The organism is Candidatus Desulfolinea nitratireducens, from assembly GCF_982879505.1.
In genome coordinates this window covers 1-18,168 of record NZ_CEYOSI010000052.1, presented here as the reverse complement: position 1 = coordinate 18,168, position 18,168 = coordinate 1, and the positions used below count along the sequence as shown (strand labels likewise).

Genomic DNA, 18,168 nt, shown 5'->3' with positions numbered 1-18,168 from the left:
TCTTTCGTATTTTCCCTAAAAGGTTCAGAGATTTTCTATATGATTGGATCGCCAACAATCGTTATCGTTGGTTCGGGGTAAAAGATGAATGTATGATCCCCACAGATGACCTGGTGGAAAGATTTATTTGACCTCTTGGATAAGTGCTCCCTGCGCCGTCCTCGGCTGCGTTTATTGGAGAGCCTGCGCAAAGGAAAAGGACTTTTGCACGGAGTATATTATTTAGAGAGGGTATAAGAAGGAGAGCTGGCATTTGCCAGCTCTCCTTCTTTGATTACCAATAAATCACATCGGGGTTAGGAATTTGGACCCTGGAAGCGTCCACCGTTACCACTACCGCGCATTCCCTGGCCGCCAAATTGACCGCTGCCATCGCAGGTGCCATTCCCGAAGCCGCCCATTCCACCACGGTGACCACCACGGCTATTCATCCACTCTGCCTGCTCCTGGGTGATGACGCCATCCTTGGCAGCATCATTCAAGGCTGAAATGCGGGCATCCTGCATCAGGGTGTAAATTTCTTCACCTGCATAACCTTTTGCAATTGCGAGATCGTAAAAGGTCTCACCAGCGTCATGGCTGGCTGCAAGGTCGTCAACAGAGACACCTAATGCTTTTGCTATTGCTTCAGACATATAGTCGTGCAATAAGCCTGTCCCGTCTTTAGGACCACGATCACCGAAAGGCGGATTTTCATCCTGTGCGAAAGCAACACCAGCGACAAGCAGGCCAATTGTTGCGGCGAGCACGAAAGCTACTAGTAAAGTTTTTTTCATTTGAGTTACTCCTTAGTTTCATTTTCAGGATCCATCCTGAACTCTTGCTTAAAGGATAGCAAAGAAATATAAAGTTACTGTGAAGGAAGGACGAATATTGAATAAAGAAAACCCTCGTAATTGCCTTACACCTTGAAACAAATCATTATCACCTTCATTACACGTAACCTGAGAAAAACCATCGTGTTCTAATAGATACTTATTCAAACCGTTTTATCTAAGTCAAAGGAGAATGAAATGGATACGAAAACCCTAGGTAAGTGGCTTTATATGATCGGTCTTGTGGTGGCAATCCTCGCTGCATTATTTGGATTTTCCAACCAATGGCTGACCCTGGTCTTGATGGTCGTCGGCATCCTCGTTGGGCTGTGGGTCACTCCCACAGATAGCCTCAAGGCTGCTATTATCCGCTACGTTGGATTGACCTTTGTGGCTGGAGCTCTCGATGGTTTTATTGCCGTTGGCCCTTATATCACGGCAATAGTAAATGCTGTAGTTGGGTTCCTGGGACCGGTACTTTTGACAGCCTTGGTTGTCTGGTACTTCAACGATCTTCGCGAATAAGTTTTTATTAAATCTGTATTCTATAAAAACAGAGACGCCCTTCAGGGACGTCTCTGTTTTTATATGGATAAAAAAAGGGGACTTAGGGTTTCCCCATTTCTCCCAATAGATTTAGCAACCTTTCAGGCCAATCCTCTGCGCCCCCAAAAGTCAACCAGTAGGCATCCTTACCTTTACGGGCGGCAGGCCCAAGGTTACGGAGGATGCGGGTTGGCTGTCCCTCGGTCAAAGGTGGATAGCGCAGGATTATTTGTCCGCCACTCATGGTGACCGAAGTCAATCCCACACTTTCTGCACGCATCTTGACGGTGATCTGGTAAAAAAGATTTTCGACCATTTCGGGCGGGTCGCCAAAACGATCGACGAATTCTATCCGGATTGCATCCAACTCGCTTTCGTCGACAATATTGGCAAGACGGCGGTATAGCCGCAGGCGCAAATCCTGATCGGGGATATAAGTGGTGGGGATCCCAATGGCAAGAGGCAGGTCAACATTCACAGGTTGAAAATTAACCGGCTTAAGTGTTGATAATTTCTCAAACTCTCCTTCGATCTTGAACTTTGACCTTGCTACCGCCTCCGAAAGAAGCCGCGTATATAAATGAAAACCAACCGAGGCGATATGCCCATGTTGACGCATGCCGAGAAGATCCCCCGCGCCACGAATTTCGAGATCGCGCATGGCAATGGAATAGCCCGCACCAAGCTGGGTATTTTCGGCAATCACTTCCAACCTTGCCTGCCCTTCTTCGGTGGGCCTTCTTTTGCGATGCCTGAAGAAATAGGCGTAGGCGCGTACCGCCCCACGACCAACGCGGCCTCGAAGCTGATAAAGCTGAGCTAACCCAAAAGTGTCGCCACGATCAACGATCAGGGTATTGGCATTGGGTATATCCAGACCCGATTCAATAATTGTGGTCGCCAGAAGCACGTCTACCTTGCCCCTCACAAATTCCGACATCACCTTCGAAAGCTGCCCTTCGGCCATCTGCCCATGCCCTACCGAAATCTTTGCCTCGGGAACAATATTCTCCAAATGAACTTTCATCGCATTAATTGTCTGGACTCTGTTGTGGACGAAAAATACTTGTCCCCCACGATCAATTTCACGCAAGATCGCCTGCCTGACCAACTTGGGCGCATAGGGGCCAACATGGGTCACTACTGGCAAGCGTTCTTCGGGCGCGGTATTCAAATTGGATATATCGCGCACGCCAGTCAGAGCCATATAAAGCGTCCGGGGGATCGGGGTGGCGGTCATCGTCAGCACATCCACTTCGGTGCGCAATTTTTTCAGATGCTCCTTATGTGCCACACCAAAACGCTGTTCCTCGTCGATAATCACCAGGCCCAGATCCTTGAAGAAGACATCCCCGGACATCAAACGATGAGTACCGATCACAATATCGACACCACCCTTTGCCAATCCAAATAATATTTTTGCCTGTTCGCGAGGCTTGCGGAAACGAGAGAGCATTTCCACTTCAACAGGAAAAGCCGCCAGCCTTTGTTGAAAGGTTTCAAAATGCTGTTGGGCCAAAACCGTCGTTGGCACCATGATCGCCACCTGCCGTCCCTCCATAACTGCCTTAAAGGCAGCCCGCAGTGCGATCTCTGTCTTGCCATAACCGACATCGCCACAAAGCAATCGATCCATCGGGCGGGCCGATTCCATATCTTCCTTGACCTCTTCGATCACACGGAGTTGGTCTTCCGTCTCAACATAGGGAAAACTGGCTTCAAGATCCCGCTGCCAGGGAGTATCAGCACTGAAGGAAAATCCCTGCGCCAATTTGCGACGGGCGTACAAGTCAAGCAGATCTTCAGCGACTTCAACGACCGCTTGTTTAACGCGACCTTTGGCTTGCTTCCACCCTTCGCCACCCAGCCGACTGACACCAGGATTGCCTCCATCCGGCCCGATATACCGCGTCAGCCGATCGGCCTGATGTACGGGGACAAAGAGCTGGTCCGCATCTTTATATTCAATACATAAAAATTCCCGGTCGTAGCCGTCGAGTGTCCGCTGCTTCAGGCCAGCAAAACGACCAATCCCATGATCGATATGTACCACCCAATCACCCGAACTCAAGTCTGCATAGGCAGCTTCGGGTGCATCGGCGGTCTTGCGCGCCCTTCGCCGAAGACGGGGACGCTCCCAACCAAAAATTTCAGAATCGGTGAGGAGGAATATGGCCCCCCTCTGTCCCCCCGGTTCACGGGGGGGAAGCTCCGCAGGAGCAGGGGGGGCTAAACTCCACCCACCACTGAGAGACGTATGCAAAAATATCGGCGAGAGATATTCAGAGTTTTCAAAAGCATGGCGCTCGCGCCATAACTCAGAGAGACGGTCAGACTGTCGTGAGGCGATTACCACCTCATCGTTGCTGGCAATACGCTCAGCAACATAGTCCATAAAGGGTTTCAACCGCCCATTAAAACGCGGGAGCGCACCAAAATCTGAGGGCATTTCAGCGTTCGCGGTGGAATACCCCAGTTCCAATTTTTGGCGTCCGTGCAGGCTATCCTCAAGTTCAGACCAGGTCAAATAGGGTACGGGGAAATCAGCATCCAGGATTTCTTCCTGAATACTTTCCTGTCGAAATGCGAGCGCCTGTTCCTCAATCTCATTGACGGTTGAGGTGGTCATGCTCAGATCATCGATCAGGATCAGGGAGTGCGCGGGCAGATAATCCAGCAGGCTTGCGGGAAATGAATGAATCAGGGGAATGTGAAATTCGGAGAATTCTTTTTCACTATCCAAGGCCTGTGGTAAAAGATATTCTCGCGCAGGAGTGATCAACAAATGACCCAATTTCTCTATCGTGCGCTGGCTTGCAGGATCGAATCTTCTGATCGTATCAATCTCATTGCCAAAGAAATCCAGTCGCAAAGGAGATTTCTCCGCGGGTGGCCAAATATCAAGCAAGCCACCGCGATGAGAGAATTGCCCTGTCTCGAGGACAGTATTGACCGGCTCGTAGCCTATCCGGAGCCAATTTTCAAGCAAGGAATTTAGCAGAATCTCGTCCCCTATCGAGAGACGTTTGGAAGCCTTCAGGAAGTCGCGCCGTGGAAGGGTGCGCGCCATTAAGGCTCGTGCTGAAGAAACGATCACCGGTGGAGATTCTGGTTTTTGAGCAAGGGGTAAATGGTAAGCTGCCAGTGCAGTCAGTGTTTGGATCCGTTCGCGGCGGCTGTTCGATCCCCAGGCAGCCTCTTCATAGAATAATGGGTTTGGTTCAGGGAAAAGATAATTTGAGGGCTTGCCCAACCAAAAACCCAACTCATCGGCAAACTCAAGGGCACGATCAGCACGATCCGTGAGTAAGAGAATGGGGGCATCCAAATCTTCGTAAAGGGCAGCCAGCATGGGCAGACGGGCGGCGCGCGACAATCCCAAACCCGGAAATTGAATACCGGAATGAGCGGCGGCGAGCACATCTGAATAAAGAGGCAGCGCACGAATGGCGTCCAGGAGATTTTTCATTTATTATTAAGACTTCGTTAACGCGAAAACATCAGGCATTAATAAAATACCCGTTTAATAATTCTAAATTTTACCAGTTTCTGAGAAAACGACCTAAATGTCTTTGTTCAACAACTATAATTCTATTCTTCCCCCGCCATTAGCTTGACTCGTTCCCAGGGTGGCAAATCTAATTCGTCAGCCTGCGTTTTCCGTAATTCAAAAAGTTGGTCACGCAAAAGGGCAGCCTTTTCAAACTCCAAATTGGAGGCTGCCTCCTTCATCGCCTTATCAACATGAGCGATAAGACGCTTCAGCTCAGATTTGGGCATGCGTGCCGCACCCTCAACGTTATACATTCCCTGGGGCTCTGCAACCGCACGCGCGGTAGCAGATAATTCGCTTGTAATATCGCGAACTGCCTTCATAATGCTGATCGGTTCAATTCCATGCTTTTCATTATGCGCAATCTGTTTAGCACGCCGACGGTCAGTCTCGTCGATGGCACGTTTCATCGATTTAGTCACTTTGTCAGCGTACATGATCACCCGCCCATCAACGTGTCGGGCAGCACGACCAATCGTTTGGATCAGGGCGGTATCCGAGCGCAGGAATCCTTCCTTGTCCGCATCAAGGATGGCAACCAGTGAGACTTCTGGTAAATCGAGGCCTTCGCGCAAAAGGTTGATCCCAACAACAACATCGAAGACACCCATGCGCAGGTCGCGCAAGATTGCAACACGCTCGAGAGTATCAATTTCTGAATGGAGATACTGCACTTTGATGCCCAATTCCAACAGATAATCGGCGAGATCTTCAGACATACGTTTGGTCAGAGTCGTAACGAGAGCGCGCTGCCCAACTTCCGTGCGCTTTCGAATCTCGCCGATCAAATCATCAATTTGCCCCTCAACAGGACGTACATCCACAGGTGGATCAATCAATCCAGTCGGGCGGATAATCTGCTCGACAATTTGCTCGGCATGCTGCATCTCATAGGGGCCAGGTGTAGCGGATGTATAGATCGTATACCCCATATGCTCTTCAAATTCTTCAAATGTAAAGGGTCTATTATCCAGCGCTGAAGGGAGGCGAAAGCCGTACTCAATCAGGGTGGATTTTCGGGATCGATCTCCCTTATACATCCCACGTACCTGAGGAACAGTCATATGACTCTCATCAATAATCAGCAAATAATCATTGGGAAGGAAGTCCATCAATGTCCACGGTGGTGTACCAGCGGGACGTTGATCAAAATGACGGGAATAATTCTCAATTCCCGAACAATAGCCGACTTCGCGGAGCATCTCAAGATCGTACTTTGTGCGCTGTTCGATGCGCTGTGCTTCAAGGATCTGTTCGTTATTCTTGAAAAATTCAATCCTCTCTTCGAGTTCCGTCCCAATATCCCTAACCGATTGCTTCCGTTTATCTTCATCCGTTAAATAGTGTTTTGCCGGAAATATGTCCACTTGCTCGGGCTCTGAAAGAATCTCGCCTGTAAGCGGATTGAATTCCATGATCCGCTCTACTTCATCGCCAAAGAAGGCGATCCGGTAGCCGCGCTTACTCTCATAGGCGGGCATAATCTCGATGGTGTCACCCCGCACTCGAAAAATGCCCGGGCGAAGCTCGAGATCGTTCCGCTGATATTGCCCCTCGACCAGACGTCGGATGAGGGCGTTCCGGCGAGTCAACTCTCCCACGCGCAATGTCACTGCACCACGGGTATATTCTTCTGGATTCCCCAATCCATAAATGCAGGAAACCGAGGCGACAATAATGACATCCTTGCGAGACATGAGAGAGGTTGTCGCAGCGAGACGCAGACGTTCTATCTCCTCATTGATGTCGGTCTCTTTTTCAATGTAAAGGTCGCGGCGAGGAACATAGGCCTCAGGCTGATAGTAATCATAATAAGAGACAAAATATTCGACCGCATTCTCTGGAAAAAACCCTTTGAACTCCGCGTAAAGCTGTGCTGCGAGAGTTTTATTATGCGCCATGATCAGCGCTGGCATCTGCAATTCCTGGATGATGGATGCGATAGCAAAAGTTTTTCCGGTGCCTGTTGCGCCAAGTAAAACCTGATGTTGCTTGCTTTCCTGCACACCTTTAACGAGTTGTGCAATTGCTTCCGGTTGATCGCCAGTGGGGACAAAGGGGGCTTGAAGTTTGAATTCCATATTTTATATTTCAGGGTCTGGGATAAAAGAACAAGTGTTCAGTATTTTACCATAGATAACAGCCACTCAATATCTGTGAGTGACTTGGGCTTTGCAGGTTATTATCAGGCGCCCCTTTCCTGCCAATACTTCTGTACATCTTTGCTATATATGACAATTTGATCGCGGCCCTGTTCTTTGGCACTATATAACGCCTGATCTGCTTGAATAACGAGCTCTTCTCCAGTAGAGGCATGGTCGGGAAATGTGGACACTCCTGCTGAAAAAGTAATTGAGAACTCTTCTTCATCAGTTTCAATTTTTATCTCCGAAACAGCCTCTTTCCACTCCAGCGCACGCTTATACGCCACTTGCGCGGATGTGTCGTAAAGGATAACCAGAAATTCATCGCCAGCGTATCGGCAAACAGTATCATCCTTACGGCACATCTTTTTAATTGTATTTGCTAAGATCTGCAACGATTTATCCCCGCCCTCCACGTGACCATAGGTATCATTAATTTTTTTTAAATTGTCCAGATCAAGGATGACAATACTGAGCGGCTCATCCCTTCGCGCCGCCCGGATAAGCTCCTTTTTGAGCGTTACATCCATATAGCGCCGGTTGAACACCCGTGTGAGCGGATCGCGGATGGACTGCTCGCGCAAGCTGGTTTCCAGTTGTTGGATTTCAGCCAGTTGGCGTTTAAATTGTGTGTTTACTTCTTGTAGTTCCGCTTCGGCTTGCTTGCGCTCAGCAATTTCCACCTGGTTTTGTTCATATAAGCGCGCATTCTCCAAGGCAATCGCAGCATGTTGGGCCAGCAATTGCTTTTGGGTTCCCTCTTCCACCTGCTTTTTCTCAACTTCAAATTGCTCCAATTCAGAAACGCGTTGACGAATCTCTTCCAATTCAGAGATGAGCTGTTCTTTGGATTTCTTCTGGTCCTTCATATTGAATCTACCTTTTTCATCTATCACAACCCTATAACGCCCCAACTCCTTGGCACGATAGAGTGCCTAGTCTGCCTGAATTAGGAGCTCTTCTGCATTTGAACCATGGCAGGAGAATGTTGCTACTCCGGTTTGTATAATTTCACATATTAAGGCAACGCTTTTACACATTCTCCAGTATCTCAATTCCCTTGCGAATACGTTCCAATACTTTTTCGCGCCCAATGATTTCCATCGTTTCAAAAACAGGCGGGCTTACCTTTTGAGCCGTCAACGCGTTACGCAAAAAACCAAAAACATGTCCGGCTTTCAATCCCATTTCAGTTGCCAAATCGCGCAAGGGCTGGCTTGCGCTTTCTTCGCTGAAATCCGGTAAAGAAGCGATCAGTGTTTCGATATGCTGTGCCATTTCCATTGACTGCTCAGCGGTCATCTTCTTCCCGATCAATGACTCTGGGTCAGGATAAACCTCATCTTTGAAGAAAAAGCCACCCTTCTCTGGCGCTTCAGCCAAATTCGCCAACCGGATTTGCAAAGCTTCGGCTACCTGCAAAAGTTTTTCGTCATCATTCACCAAATAACCACCAGCCTCAAAAAATGGTCTAAGGCGTGCGGCTAAATCGGCCACGTCCAAGGTGCGGATATAGAGACCGTTAAAATGATCCAGTTTACTGAAATTTAATGCGGCAGGTGCAGGGCTAAGTTTCTCCACGCTGAATTTTTCAATCAGATCCTCCATCGAAAACTCTTCGGTTTTATCATCGTAGCTCCACCCGATCAACGCCGCCCAATTCACAACAGCTTCTGGCAAATAGCCCATCCTCCCAAAATCGCTCAAGAAAATCGGCTTACCTGCCTCCATCAAAGCCTCGCTATCGCGCTTGCTCATTTTTCCTTTTCCGTCTGGCTTTAAGAATATTGACGGGTGGATCCAGGTCGGCTGATCCCAGCCAAAGGCCGCATATAAATGTCCATGCAAGGGAAAGGTAGGCAACCATTCTGAGGTGCGAATTGCATGCGTGATGCCCATCAGATGATCGTCGACTACAACGGCAAGATGATAGACTGGCAATCCATCTGATTTGACCAGAATCGTATCATCCAGGGTGATGTTTTCGACGGTGATATCGCCGCGGATCGCATCTGTTACGGTAATATTTCCATCGCGCGGCATCCTGAAGCGAATGACATGGGGCTCACCGCCCGCGACCTTTTGGTCTGCTTCCGCTAAATCAACATCTCTGTCAGGACAAATATTCCGATGCTTCTGGAATGATGTTTTTTCTTTTTTATCCTCAACATCTTCGCTTACGGCGCAAAAACAATAATAGGCCTGGCCACGCTCAACAAGGTGGCGGGAATATTTCTGGTAAAGTTCTCTGCGCTCAGTCTGACGATAAGGACCATATTCCCCACCAACATCCGGGCCTTCATCCCAATCCAGCCCCAACCAGTGGAGGCCTTCCATCAACTCTTCTTCTGCGCCTTTCACGAATCTCTTTTGATCAGTATCTTCAATGCGTAATATAAATTGCCCACCCGTTTGACGAGCCAATAAATAATTATAGAGCGCAGTGCGTCCGCTCCCAAGATGAGTTCTCCCTGTTGGGGATGGGGCAAAGCGTACTCGCACTGGTTTTATAGTTTTAGTCATAACTCTCCATTTATTTTTTTAAGTAAGAGTCAATCTATTTTTGACTGTCACCTGTGTTTGTCTAAAATTCCATCGCCCTATGGCGCATGATAACACTTTCTACCAATCCCACCCCCAACATTAATGAAAGCAAGCCACTCCCCCCATAACTTATAAAGGGCAACGGCAACCCCGATACCGGAATTAAATTCAAATTGACGCCAATGTTAACTGCGCCCTGAAAGAAGACCAAAGCCGCAACACCAATTGCGATCATCGTCCCAGAGACATCTCGGGCTAATCGGGCTGCGCGAATACAACGCCACAGAATAAAGGCCAAAATCGCAATTACCATCAGAGCCCCAATAAAACCAAATTCCTCTGAGATTGCTGAAAAGATAAAATCTGTATGGCGCACTTTCAAAAAACGAAGCTGCACCTGTGATCCCTGTCCGTAGCCTTTGCCAAGCCAGCCCCCAGAACCAATGGCTATCTTGGCTTGCTCAATATTGTAGGTTTCGCCATAAGTGGCATTTGGGTCAGGAAAGAAAAAGGTCAGTACGCGTTGTTGCTGGTATTCCTGAAGAAAGGGAAATGCTGCGGTAACGAGAGCAAGCCCACCAAATGCAAATGAAACGAGATGCTTTAACTGCAAACCGTTCATCCACATCATCACAATCCAGATCACCATGATAACAATTACATTACTCAAATTTGGTTGAAGTAAAATCCAGATCGTCAAACCCATGGTCCAGAGCAGGCTGGTGATAATCCAGCGCAGATCCCGAGGCTCACCCTTTGTATTTTCAAAATAACGTGCCAAAATCAATATCACGACGAGTTTTGACAACTCGGTTGGTTGGATAAAAATCACACCCACCTGAAACCAGCGAGCCGCACCAAAAACAGCCCGTGCGCTCATAAACAGAAAGATGAGCAAGATCATCATTACGAGATAGATTGGGCGATAAAGAACCAGCCAGTAGTTATAATCTATTGCTGCGATCAGCGCGATAACCACCAGTCCAATGCTAGCGAAAATTGCCTGTCGGTTAGGATAATCAACTAACTCGGCATTCCCTGCGACAGCAGAATCAATCATGGCAATCCCAAAGGCAATTGCCAATACAACGGCGCCAAGTAGCCAAAAATCAAAATGACGCCAGGATAAATTACGCTGCATGATCTACCGCGCCCGACGGCGAGACGTACTCCTTAGTGGGATATCTGCAATTAAACGCTGGGATCGGCCCTCACGGGCAATATCAATATGGACTGCATCCGGGTCGATCTCTATATGCTGGGAGATGACCTCGATCAATTCATCCTTGAGAGCCTCGAGTTCAGCAGGAGTCAAATCTGTTCGATCATGAGTCAAGACGAGTTGGAGGCGCTCTTTTGCACTCTGGGCGCTTTTTTTCTTCCCACCAGCGATTTTATTAAAGAAACTCATCTTAGCCTCTCCTCCCTGTCATTTTTGAAATTCGATTCCATAATCCACCCTGATTTTCTAAATCCATAAAAGGAACTTCCTCCCCCATAAGTCTGGCAGCAATATTACGAAAAGCCTGACCCGCCCGAGAATCTTTATCGAGAGCAATCGGAGTACCTCGATTAGCGGCGACCAAAACAGCTTGATCCTCCGGGACAACCCCTATCAGGTCAATTGCCAACAGGTCAAGGACATCTTCAGGAGAAAGCATCTCCTGTTTATTGACCATTTCCTGATTAACTCGATTTAAAATTAAAGATGGGCTGCCCTTCTCTTCGGCCTCTAAAATACCGATTACCCGATCAGCATCTCGAACTGCTGATATTTCAGGGTTGGTCAAAACAATTACCTGGTCGGCAGCCGCAATAGAATTCTTGAAACCACGCTCAATTCCGGCGGGAGAATCGATCAATACCCAATCACAAATATCTCTTAGCTCATCACATAAACGCATCATATCGCTGGGAGAAAGCGCAGTCTTGTCGCGCGTTTGGGCGGCTGGGATCAGGAATAATTCCGGGAGACGTTTATCCCGTATCATCGCCTGTCTCAATCGGCAACGCCCTTCGACCACATCCACAATATCGTAGACAATACGATTTTCCAATCCCATGATCACGTCCAGATTTCGCAGGCCAATATCGCCGTCGATACAGACCACCCTTTGTCCGCGTCCAGCCAATGCAATCCCCAAACTGGCGATTGCAGTCGTTTTGCCTACGCCGCCTTTACCCGATGTAATCGTGACGATCTGTGCACTCATAAATTCACCTGTTTTTGATTCTCTTATTTCTCATGCCATGGTTCGATGAGAAATTGGTTATCTTTCAAACTGATTTTTAGGGGACCTTTGACATTCTTCCCCTTGGGCATTGTTGCGATCTCAGATGCTATCTGCAAACGGGTGGGTTTCATTTCCAGGGCGCAGACAAAAGCTGCCTCGTTTTGTTGGCTACCATCCCTTCGAGGAGTTGCTCCTGCGTGGACAGAACCACGCAGCCTGCCCCAGATGATCACACTCCCCTCTGCAATAATCTCTGCGCCCGGATTAACATCTCCCATAACAATAACGTGGCCATGATGTTCGATACGCGTCCCGGAGCGGAGGGTGCGCGGAAGCCAAAGTGCAGCTTGATCACTATCCACATCGTCGTTGATTTTTCGCGGACTGCTATCGATCCGATGTTTCGAAATGCGGGTTGCCAATCCCAGTAATTGAGCGGTCTGAACGGTTTTTGGCGAATCACTCACTACCGCCCAAAGTGAAATATCCCGCTCAGAAAGCTCATCTCGCAATTTAGACATTTCTGCTACACGCAAATTTTGATCGCCAAGATCAAGCGCCAGTCGTGCTCCCTGAAAAAAAGAGGAGCGCTCATCAATTTGCGCAAAGAGCATATTTTGCAATTCCCCCCACTCACCTGCGCCAAGAGTGACAAGCAATCCATCGCGTAAGCCTTTAATTTGGATCAAATCAGTATTTGTGTTCATAAAGGTGTGGGAGAATTTATCCGCCAAATTTCCTGTAATAATAAGGGCGCATACCGCCAGTTTAACTTGGTAAATTATAGCATGAAGCTCAAAAGGTCAGTCATCTGGGTTGAAGCTACATGCATAAATTTATCCACCGCTCCCGACAGCAAGATCAATCGATTTCAATTCAAAATAAGCTTCCATTACTCTTTGGACGACTGGTCCTGCGACGCTGGCACCCTCACCCCCGTTATACATAAAGGCCATTATGATGATCTCTGGATCTTCATAAGGAGCGTAAGCCAGGGTCCACGAATGGGTGGGCCAATTACCAAAAGTACAGCGATTTGCCTTTAGGGCGACATCGTCACAATATTCAGCGGTTCCGGTTTTCCCCGCAACTGCGACCGGAAAATCGCCAAATAAATCATTTAGTGTTCCACGGGAGTTGGTGACGGCCATCCGCATTCCGCGCTGTACCTGCTCAACGACAAAGGGATCAACCGTGCTTTTTGTCTCCATTTCCAGGCAATAACCACCGTCACAATCAAAATTGGTAATGAGAGGGGTCTCAGTAATATCCCATTTCATTATTGGCTGAAAAGGGCGCAATAGACGGCCATCATCATCCAGTTCTTCTCGTACAATGGTAGGTTGCATTAATTTTCCACCTGCTGCAATCGTCGCTCCAGACATAAGAACTTGCAGCGGTGTGGAGAGCACATATCCCTGCCCCACGCTGGCAATATAAGTATCTCCCGTTGACCAATTTTCGCCCTGATTAATTCGCTTCCATTGCGGCGATGGTATCAAGCCATCTGCTTCTCCGGGAAGTTCAATCCCGGAGGGCTCACCATACCCGAGTGCACGGGCATACTCACCCAAGCGAAGAATTCCCAATCCCTCTGGAATTTCATCCTCATAGCCGCCACCGAGTTTATAGAAGCAAACATTGCTGGAAAAAGCAATACAACGCAAATAATCTATCTCTCCAAAACCAGCTGGATTTTCGTCGTAAATCCAATCCACAAAGGGGCGCTCACGGCCAGGATCATTCGGCGAAAATTTCTCTGTTAAGATCAATTGCCCAGGAGCATAGATGGTCTGATCAACAGTGACTACGCCCTCATTTAGTGCGCCTGTTGCCGTGGAAAGTTTGAATACTGATCCTGGTGGATATTCGCTGGAAATTGCATTATTTAATAACGGGTGGCGCGGATCTTCGCTCAATTGTTGATAGTAATAGGCCGGAATAAAACGTGCCAAACGGTTATTTTCATAGGTGGGGTAAGACACCATCGCTAAAACCTCTCCGGTTTTAGGATTCATGGCAATTGTCACGCCGCTGGAAATACGAACCTGTCCAAAATAAGCATTCCAACCCGAAATCTCGTCAAGCAAGGCTCCCTCGGCGGCTTTTTGCAAACGGATATCGAGAGCCAGCCGAACATTCCTGCCAGCAACGGGCTGGATTGGGGGTTCAAGATTACGTAATTCCTTGCCCGCAACATCCACTTCGACAACCCTTTTTCCATTTACCCCGGCAAGAATATCTTGAAGGGTTATTTCCACCCCTGCATAACCGATTTTGTCCCGTCCGGCAACAAATCCGAGATCCTCGTAAAAATCCAATTGCGAGGCGGGAATTGGTCCGAGGAAACCAATGATATTTGCAGTGAGAGATCCTGTCGGGTAATCCCGGACAGGGTCGATCTGCACAGAAACACCAGGCCAGGCAACTGCACGTTCGCGCACTATTCGGGCGATTATTTCATCGGCGTCACAGGCGATGGGAACAGGCGTATAAGGGGCGAGAGATTCTCCCAATTCCACTAATTGGGCGATCCCGGGACCTGGAACACAGGTCGCAAATAGTTTCGCATCATCCAGCGTACCACGGTTCACTGGAACGTCTATGATCTCTGAAAGCTCACGATATATTCGTTGAATATCAGCAAGGTCATCAGGGAGGAGAGCCGGCGTAATAACAATATTGTATGAAGCTATATTGCGTGCCAGTATTACACCGTTGCGATCATAAATAATGCCTCGCGATGACGGAACGCTGATTTCGCGCGTATAATTATCTACCGCCCGGCCAAGCCAACTTTGCCCTTCAAAAACTTGTAATCTGAACAGGCGAATAGCAAGCAGACTAAAAACCAGGGCGGCAACAAAATAAAAAACCACAACTCGCCAGGGCTCTATTCGTAAATCAGGAGAGACGCTTGAACTCATAAATCATCCTCGATGTCATAGACCCAAACAGCAAGATCGCGCATAATAGGGAAGGCGGGAAGTGCTAAAAACAGATTTAGAAATAAACCGGGTAATGTAATTACGCTCAATGCATCCATCACTACCAAAGGATTGCCCAATAAACGCAACCCCAGTATTGATAGAAGATGGAATAATAAAGTGCCGATAAAGACAATTGCAAACATTGCTAATAGCGGTGCCTGCCAAATACGACGCACTAACATTCTCGCCATACCGACGGTCAGTAAATATCCCGCAACCGGAATAACCCAGGGGAGAGCCGAAGCCCATCCAACCAAGAGACCACCAAAAAATGCCCAATGCCAGGCTGATTCTACACGCTCCTGCAATGACCAGGCTGCGAGTACAACCAACATCAGATCGGCTGTTCCCCCCAGCAAGGGAATCCGGCTAGCAATTGCCATCTGAATTATCAGAATCAATGACAGCAAAGGAATTGCGATTAATTCTTTCACGATAATCAGGGGGTATTTTCAGGAATCAAGGGAGTGATATCAATTGGCTTAAAATTCATGATAACCAGCACAATTTCAAGACGTGAAAAATCTACCGTTGATTGGACTGAGGCTTGTTGAAATAGCTCATAATCACGCTTACGGATATTGAATATCTGCCCGACAAGAAGGTCCGGCGGATAATCCCCTCCCAAACCAGAGGTCAACACAACATCGCCTTCCTGGATATCAACATCTTGCGAGATCATTTCAAGAGCGAGATCACCTGTCACAGAGCCGACAAGGACAGCATCTGTGTCTGCATTCTGCAAACGGATATTAACTGCCGAGGCAGTGTCGGTTGCCAGTTGGACGCGCGCTGCCTCTGCGGTAACCGCATCCACCCGGCCAATCAAACCCTGATTCGTGACTACAGGCATCCCACGCCTGAGCCCGTCATTGGAGCCACTATTAATGATGATGTAATGCAAAAATGGACTGGGGTCTCGCCCAATTACAGCTGCTGCTTTGTATACGCTCTCAGGGCTGCTTTGAGAAAAATCAACCAACGCGGCAAGAACCTGGGTATCTGTAAGCTGCTGCTGAAGCTGGATCACCTGGGTTTGCAAACCCGATATTTCAGATTCTAATTCTGCATTCCGTTGTTGCAAAGAAACCACATCGCCAGGAGCGCTGAGAAAATCCCGAATTACAACATATCGGGTTGAGACCCACGTCTGCACTGAAACAAGAGACCTACCAAAGGAATCTGATACTGTGCTAAAGTAACCACCCAATGCCAATACCAAAATGCCCCCAACCACAAAAAAGATAATGGTTGTTTGCAAAGAGCGGGAAAATCCTGTTTTCATGGCGAGGTTTTAATTGGGGAAAATCGAAGGCCCCTCTTGGTAATAATAGAGGGATACAGCTCAAGCACTTCGTCGCTCCAGCCCGACAAGATACCTGGAGAGATTTTCAAAATCATCATAGATCATTCCTGCGCCCCGGGCAACACAGGTGAGAGGATCTTCGGCAACCCAGGTGCGAAGGCGGAGATCATCTGTAAGGCGGTGATCCAAACCTTGCAGGAGGGCACCACCCCCGGCAAGACAAACACCGAGGTCCATGAGGTCATCAATAATTTCCGGGGGAATTTCATCAAGAGCATCCCGAACCGTATCCACGATCACCTGGACTGAATGCGCCAAAGCTTCGCGTATCTCGACAGATGAAATTTCAACCGTTTCAGGCAAACCGGTTACCAAATTGCGTCCACGCACTTCCATTGTTTTCTCTTTTTCCAGGGGATATGCGGAGCCAATCGTCATTTTGATTCTTTCAGCAATACCATGCCCAATAAGAAGATTGTATTTATTTCGGAGATATTGAATAATATCCTGATCCATTTCGTCACCGGCCACGCGCAAAGATCGTGATGCTACAACGCCACTCATTGACATCACCGCGACCTCGGTCGTTCCGCCACCAATATCGACAACCATACTGCCGCGCACATCGCTAATGGGAAGACCAGCGCCTAATGCAGCTGCGATCGGTTCTTCTAAAAGTAAGGCTTGTCGGGCGCCAGCAGCCATGGCAGCGTCGTATACAGCGCGTTTTTCCACCTCTGTTACACCTGCAGGGATACCGATGACAACACGAGGTTTTGGAAGCGGTACCACGCTTTGTTCATGAACACGCCCGATAAAATATTCCAGCATGATTTGTGTAATATCAAATTCGGAGATCACCCCATCACGAAGAGGTCGCACCGCGATCACATTTTTTGGTGTACGCCCAACCATTTCTTTGGCAGCCATACCAATTGCAAGGGGGCGACGAGAGCGTTTATCAATCGTCACCCAGGATGGTTCATTGATTACAATGCCCTTTCCCTGTACATATACCAGGGTATTTGCTGTACCCAGGTCAATGCCAATATCAAGGGAGAATAGGCCAAGTAGCCAGTTGATAGGATTAAAATAAGCCAAAAGGGGGTTCCTCGACGAAGCAATATTGATAATTTTCTTGAAATCTTCAAGTTGTCAATTAATGCAATGCGTATATTCCGCGCATAGCTTCACAAAGGGCATTATAGCAAAGATACTGGGCATACGCAACTTATCTAAAGTAAGCGGGTTAAGCATTTTTAGAAGATAATCTATTTTATGGAGGAGTTATGTCTAAGAAAGTTGCAATAATTACTGACAGCACGGCCTATATTCCTGACGATTTGGTAGCCAAGCATAATTTGACAGTTTTGCCACTAGAAGTGATTTGGGGTGAGGAGACATTCAAAGATGGGATAGATATACAACCCAGTGAATTTTACACTCGCCTTCAAACTGCAAAGGTGATGCCGTCAACATCCCAGGTAACTATTCCTTATATGCAAGAAGCATTTGAGAAATTGGTAGCTGAAGATTATGACGTACTCGGAATTTTCATTTCCGAAAAACTTTCAGGCACAAACAACTCAGCTGTTCAGGGGCGGGCATCCATGAAATCCGGGCAGGATCGCGTTCATATATTTGACTCGGAAATAACAGCTATGGCGCTGGGCTTTCAGGCCCTGGCTGCTGCTCGTGCGGCCCAGGATGGAGCTTCAATTGAAGATTGTCTTGCAATTGCCGAAAAAGCACGCGCTAACACAGGTGTTTACTTCGCAGTCGACACGCTGGAATTTCTGCATCGCGGCGGACGAATTGGCGGAGCAAAACGCTTGATGGGAACTGCGATGAAGGTAAAACCGATCCTTTCAGTACAGGATGGTGTCGTAGCTTCTATTGAAAGCGTACGCACAAAAAAGAAAGCGCACTTGCGCGTCCTCGAAATTATCAAAGAAGAGATTGGAGACCGCACCCCGATCCACATTGCCACGTTGGAAGCCAACGCTGCTGATGATGCTGATGCTCTGCTCAATCTC

The 18,168-nt window shown here is 48.0% G+C and carries 15 protein-coding genes; 2 read left to right on the top strand and 13 right to left on the bottom strand.

The genetic code is table 11. The features are described from left to right. Window positions 1-296 precede the first annotated feature (296 nt). Window positions 297-776, bottom strand: a complete 480-nt coding sequence (locus tag AC3DOM_RS06585; RefSeq protein ID WP_487918237.1) for a hypothetical protein — start codon at window positions 774-776, stop codon at window positions 297-299. Window positions 777-1,013: 237 nt separating this feature from the next. On the opposite strand from AC3DOM_RS06585, the gene AC3DOM_RS06580 reads away from it, so the two are divergent. Further along, entirely contained in the window at window positions 1,014-1,340 is a 327-nt protein-coding gene (locus AC3DOM_RS06580) for a hypothetical protein (RefSeq protein WP_487918236.1), read from the top strand. 82 nt (window positions 1,341-1,422) lie between these two features. Here the strand turns inward: AC3DOM_RS06580 and mfd are convergent, their stop codons facing one another. The 12 genes from mfd to mreB all read right to left on the bottom strand — a co-directional run bounded on the left by mfd (window position 1,423) and on the right by mreB (window position 17,233). Continuing rightward, entirely contained in the window at window positions 1,423-4,830 is a 3,408-nt protein-coding gene (gene mfd / locus AC3DOM_RS06575; protein WP_487918235.1) for a transcription-repair coupling factor, read from the bottom strand. Window positions 4,831-4,952: 122 nt separating this feature from the next. Beyond that, a complete protein-coding gene (gene uvrB, locus AC3DOM_RS06570) occupies window positions 4,953-6,995 on the bottom strand; it encodes an excinuclease ABC subunit UvrB (RefSeq protein WP_487918234.1) in 2,043 nt (680 codons plus the stop codon). Between the two features lie 104 nt (window positions 6,996-7,099). Continuing rightward, complete coding sequence (locus AC3DOM_RS06565; protein WP_487918233.1) at window positions 7,100-7,927, bottom strand: GGDEF domain-containing protein; 828 nt, start codon at window positions 7,925-7,927, stop codon at window positions 7,100-7,102. Between the two features lie 163 nt (window positions 7,928-8,090). Further along, entirely contained in the window at window positions 8,091-9,581 is a 1,491-nt protein-coding gene (gene gltX, locus AC3DOM_RS06560; protein ID WP_487918232.1) for a glutamate--tRNA ligase, read from the bottom strand. A gap of 61 nt (window positions 9,582-9,642) precedes the next feature. Then, a complete protein-coding gene (locus AC3DOM_RS06555; protein WP_487918231.1) occupies window positions 9,643-10,743 on the bottom strand; it encodes an FtsW/RodA/SpoVE family cell cycle protein in 1,101 nt (366 codons plus the stop codon). A 3-nt stretch (window positions 10,744-10,746) separates the two neighbouring features. After that, on the bottom strand, window positions 10,747-11,013 hold the full coding sequence (minE, locus tag AC3DOM_RS06550) for a cell division topological specificity factor MinE (protein ID WP_487918230.1): 267 nt from the start codon (window positions 11,011-11,013) through the stop codon (window positions 10,747-10,749). A 1-nt stretch (window position 11,014) separates the two neighbouring features. After that, window positions 11,015-11,815 (bottom strand): septum site-determining protein MinD, encoded by an 801-nt coding sequence (gene minD / locus AC3DOM_RS06545; protein WP_487918229.1) that lies wholly within the window; start codon window positions 11,813-11,815, stop codon window positions 11,015-11,017. Between the two features lie 23 nt (window positions 11,816-11,838). Beyond that, window positions 11,839-12,543, bottom strand: a complete 705-nt coding sequence (minC, locus tag AC3DOM_RS06540) for a septum site-determining protein MinC (protein WP_487918228.1) — start codon at window positions 12,541-12,543, stop codon at window positions 11,839-11,841. A 129-nt stretch (window positions 12,544-12,672) separates the two neighbouring features. After that, window positions 12,673-14,763, bottom strand: a complete 2,091-nt coding sequence (mrdA, locus tag AC3DOM_RS06535) for a penicillin-binding protein 2 (protein WP_487918227.1) — start codon at window positions 14,761-14,763, stop codon at window positions 12,673-12,675. After that, a complete protein-coding gene (locus AC3DOM_RS06530; protein ID WP_487918226.1) occupies window positions 14,760-15,260 on the bottom strand; it encodes a hypothetical protein in 501 nt (166 codons plus the stop codon). The genes mrdA and AC3DOM_RS06530 overlap by 4 nt, the downstream gene beginning before the upstream one ends. 5 nt (window positions 15,261-15,265) lie before the next feature. Next, a complete protein-coding gene (mreC, locus tag AC3DOM_RS06525; RefSeq protein WP_487918225.1) occupies window positions 15,266-16,111 on the bottom strand; it encodes a rod shape-determining protein MreC in 846 nt (281 codons plus the stop codon). Between the two features lie 60 nt (window positions 16,112-16,171). After that, complete coding sequence (mreB, locus tag AC3DOM_RS06520; RefSeq protein ID WP_487918224.1) at window positions 16,172-17,233, bottom strand: rod shape-determining protein MreB; 1,062 nt, start codon at window positions 17,231-17,233, stop codon at window positions 16,172-16,174. A gap of 188 nt (window positions 17,234-17,421) precedes the next feature. Here mreB and AC3DOM_RS06515 point away from each other — a divergent pair. Continuing rightward, window positions 17,422-18,168, top strand: a 747-nt coding sequence (locus AC3DOM_RS06515) for a DegV family protein (protein ID WP_487918223.1), incomplete at its 3' end; no start/stop codon positions are given.

Bases quoted from the DNA above. Each gene is read 5' to 3' on its own strand.
- AC3DOM_RS06585 (WP_487918237.1), bottom strand. From the start codon at position 776: ATGAAAAAAACTTTACTAGTAGCTTTCGTGCTCGCCGCAACAATTGGC.
- AC3DOM_RS06580 (WP_487918236.1), top strand. From the start codon at position 1,014: ATGGATACGAAAACCCTAGGTAAGTGGCTTTATATGATCGGTCTTGTG.
- mfd (WP_487918235.1), bottom strand. From the start codon at position 4,830: ATGAAAAATCTCCTGGACGCCATTCGTGCGCTGCCTCTTTATTCAGAT.
- uvrB (WP_487918234.1), bottom strand. From the start codon at position 6,995: ATGGAATTCAAACTTCAAGCCCCCTTTGTCCCCACTGGCGATCAACCG.
- AC3DOM_RS06565 (WP_487918233.1), bottom strand. From the start codon at position 7,927: ATGAAGGACCAGAAGAAATCCAAAGAACAGCTCATCTCTGAATTGGAA.
- gltX (WP_487918232.1), bottom strand. From the start codon at position 9,581: ATGACTAAAACTATAAAACCAGTGCGAGTACGCTTTGCCCCATCCCCA.
- AC3DOM_RS06555 (WP_487918231.1), bottom strand. From the start codon at position 10,743: ATGCAGCGTAATTTATCCTGGCGTCATTTTGATTTTTGGCTACTTGGC.
- minE (WP_487918230.1), bottom strand. From the start codon at position 11,013: ATGAGTTTCTTTAATAAAATCGCTGGTGGGAAGAAAAAAAGCGCCCAG.
- minD (WP_487918229.1), bottom strand. From the start codon at position 11,815: ATGAGTGCACAGATCGTCACGATTACATCGGGTAAAGGCGGCGTAGGC.
- minC (WP_487918228.1), bottom strand. From the start codon at position 12,543: ATGAACACAAATACTGATTTGATCCAAATTAAAGGCTTACGCGATGGA.
- mrdA (WP_487918227.1), bottom strand. From the start codon at position 14,763: ATGAGTTCAAGCGTCTCTCCTGATTTACGAATAGAGCCCTGGCGAGTT.
- mreC (WP_487918225.1), bottom strand. From the start codon at position 16,111: ATGAAAACAGGATTTTCCCGCTCTTTGCAAACAACCATTATCTTTTTT.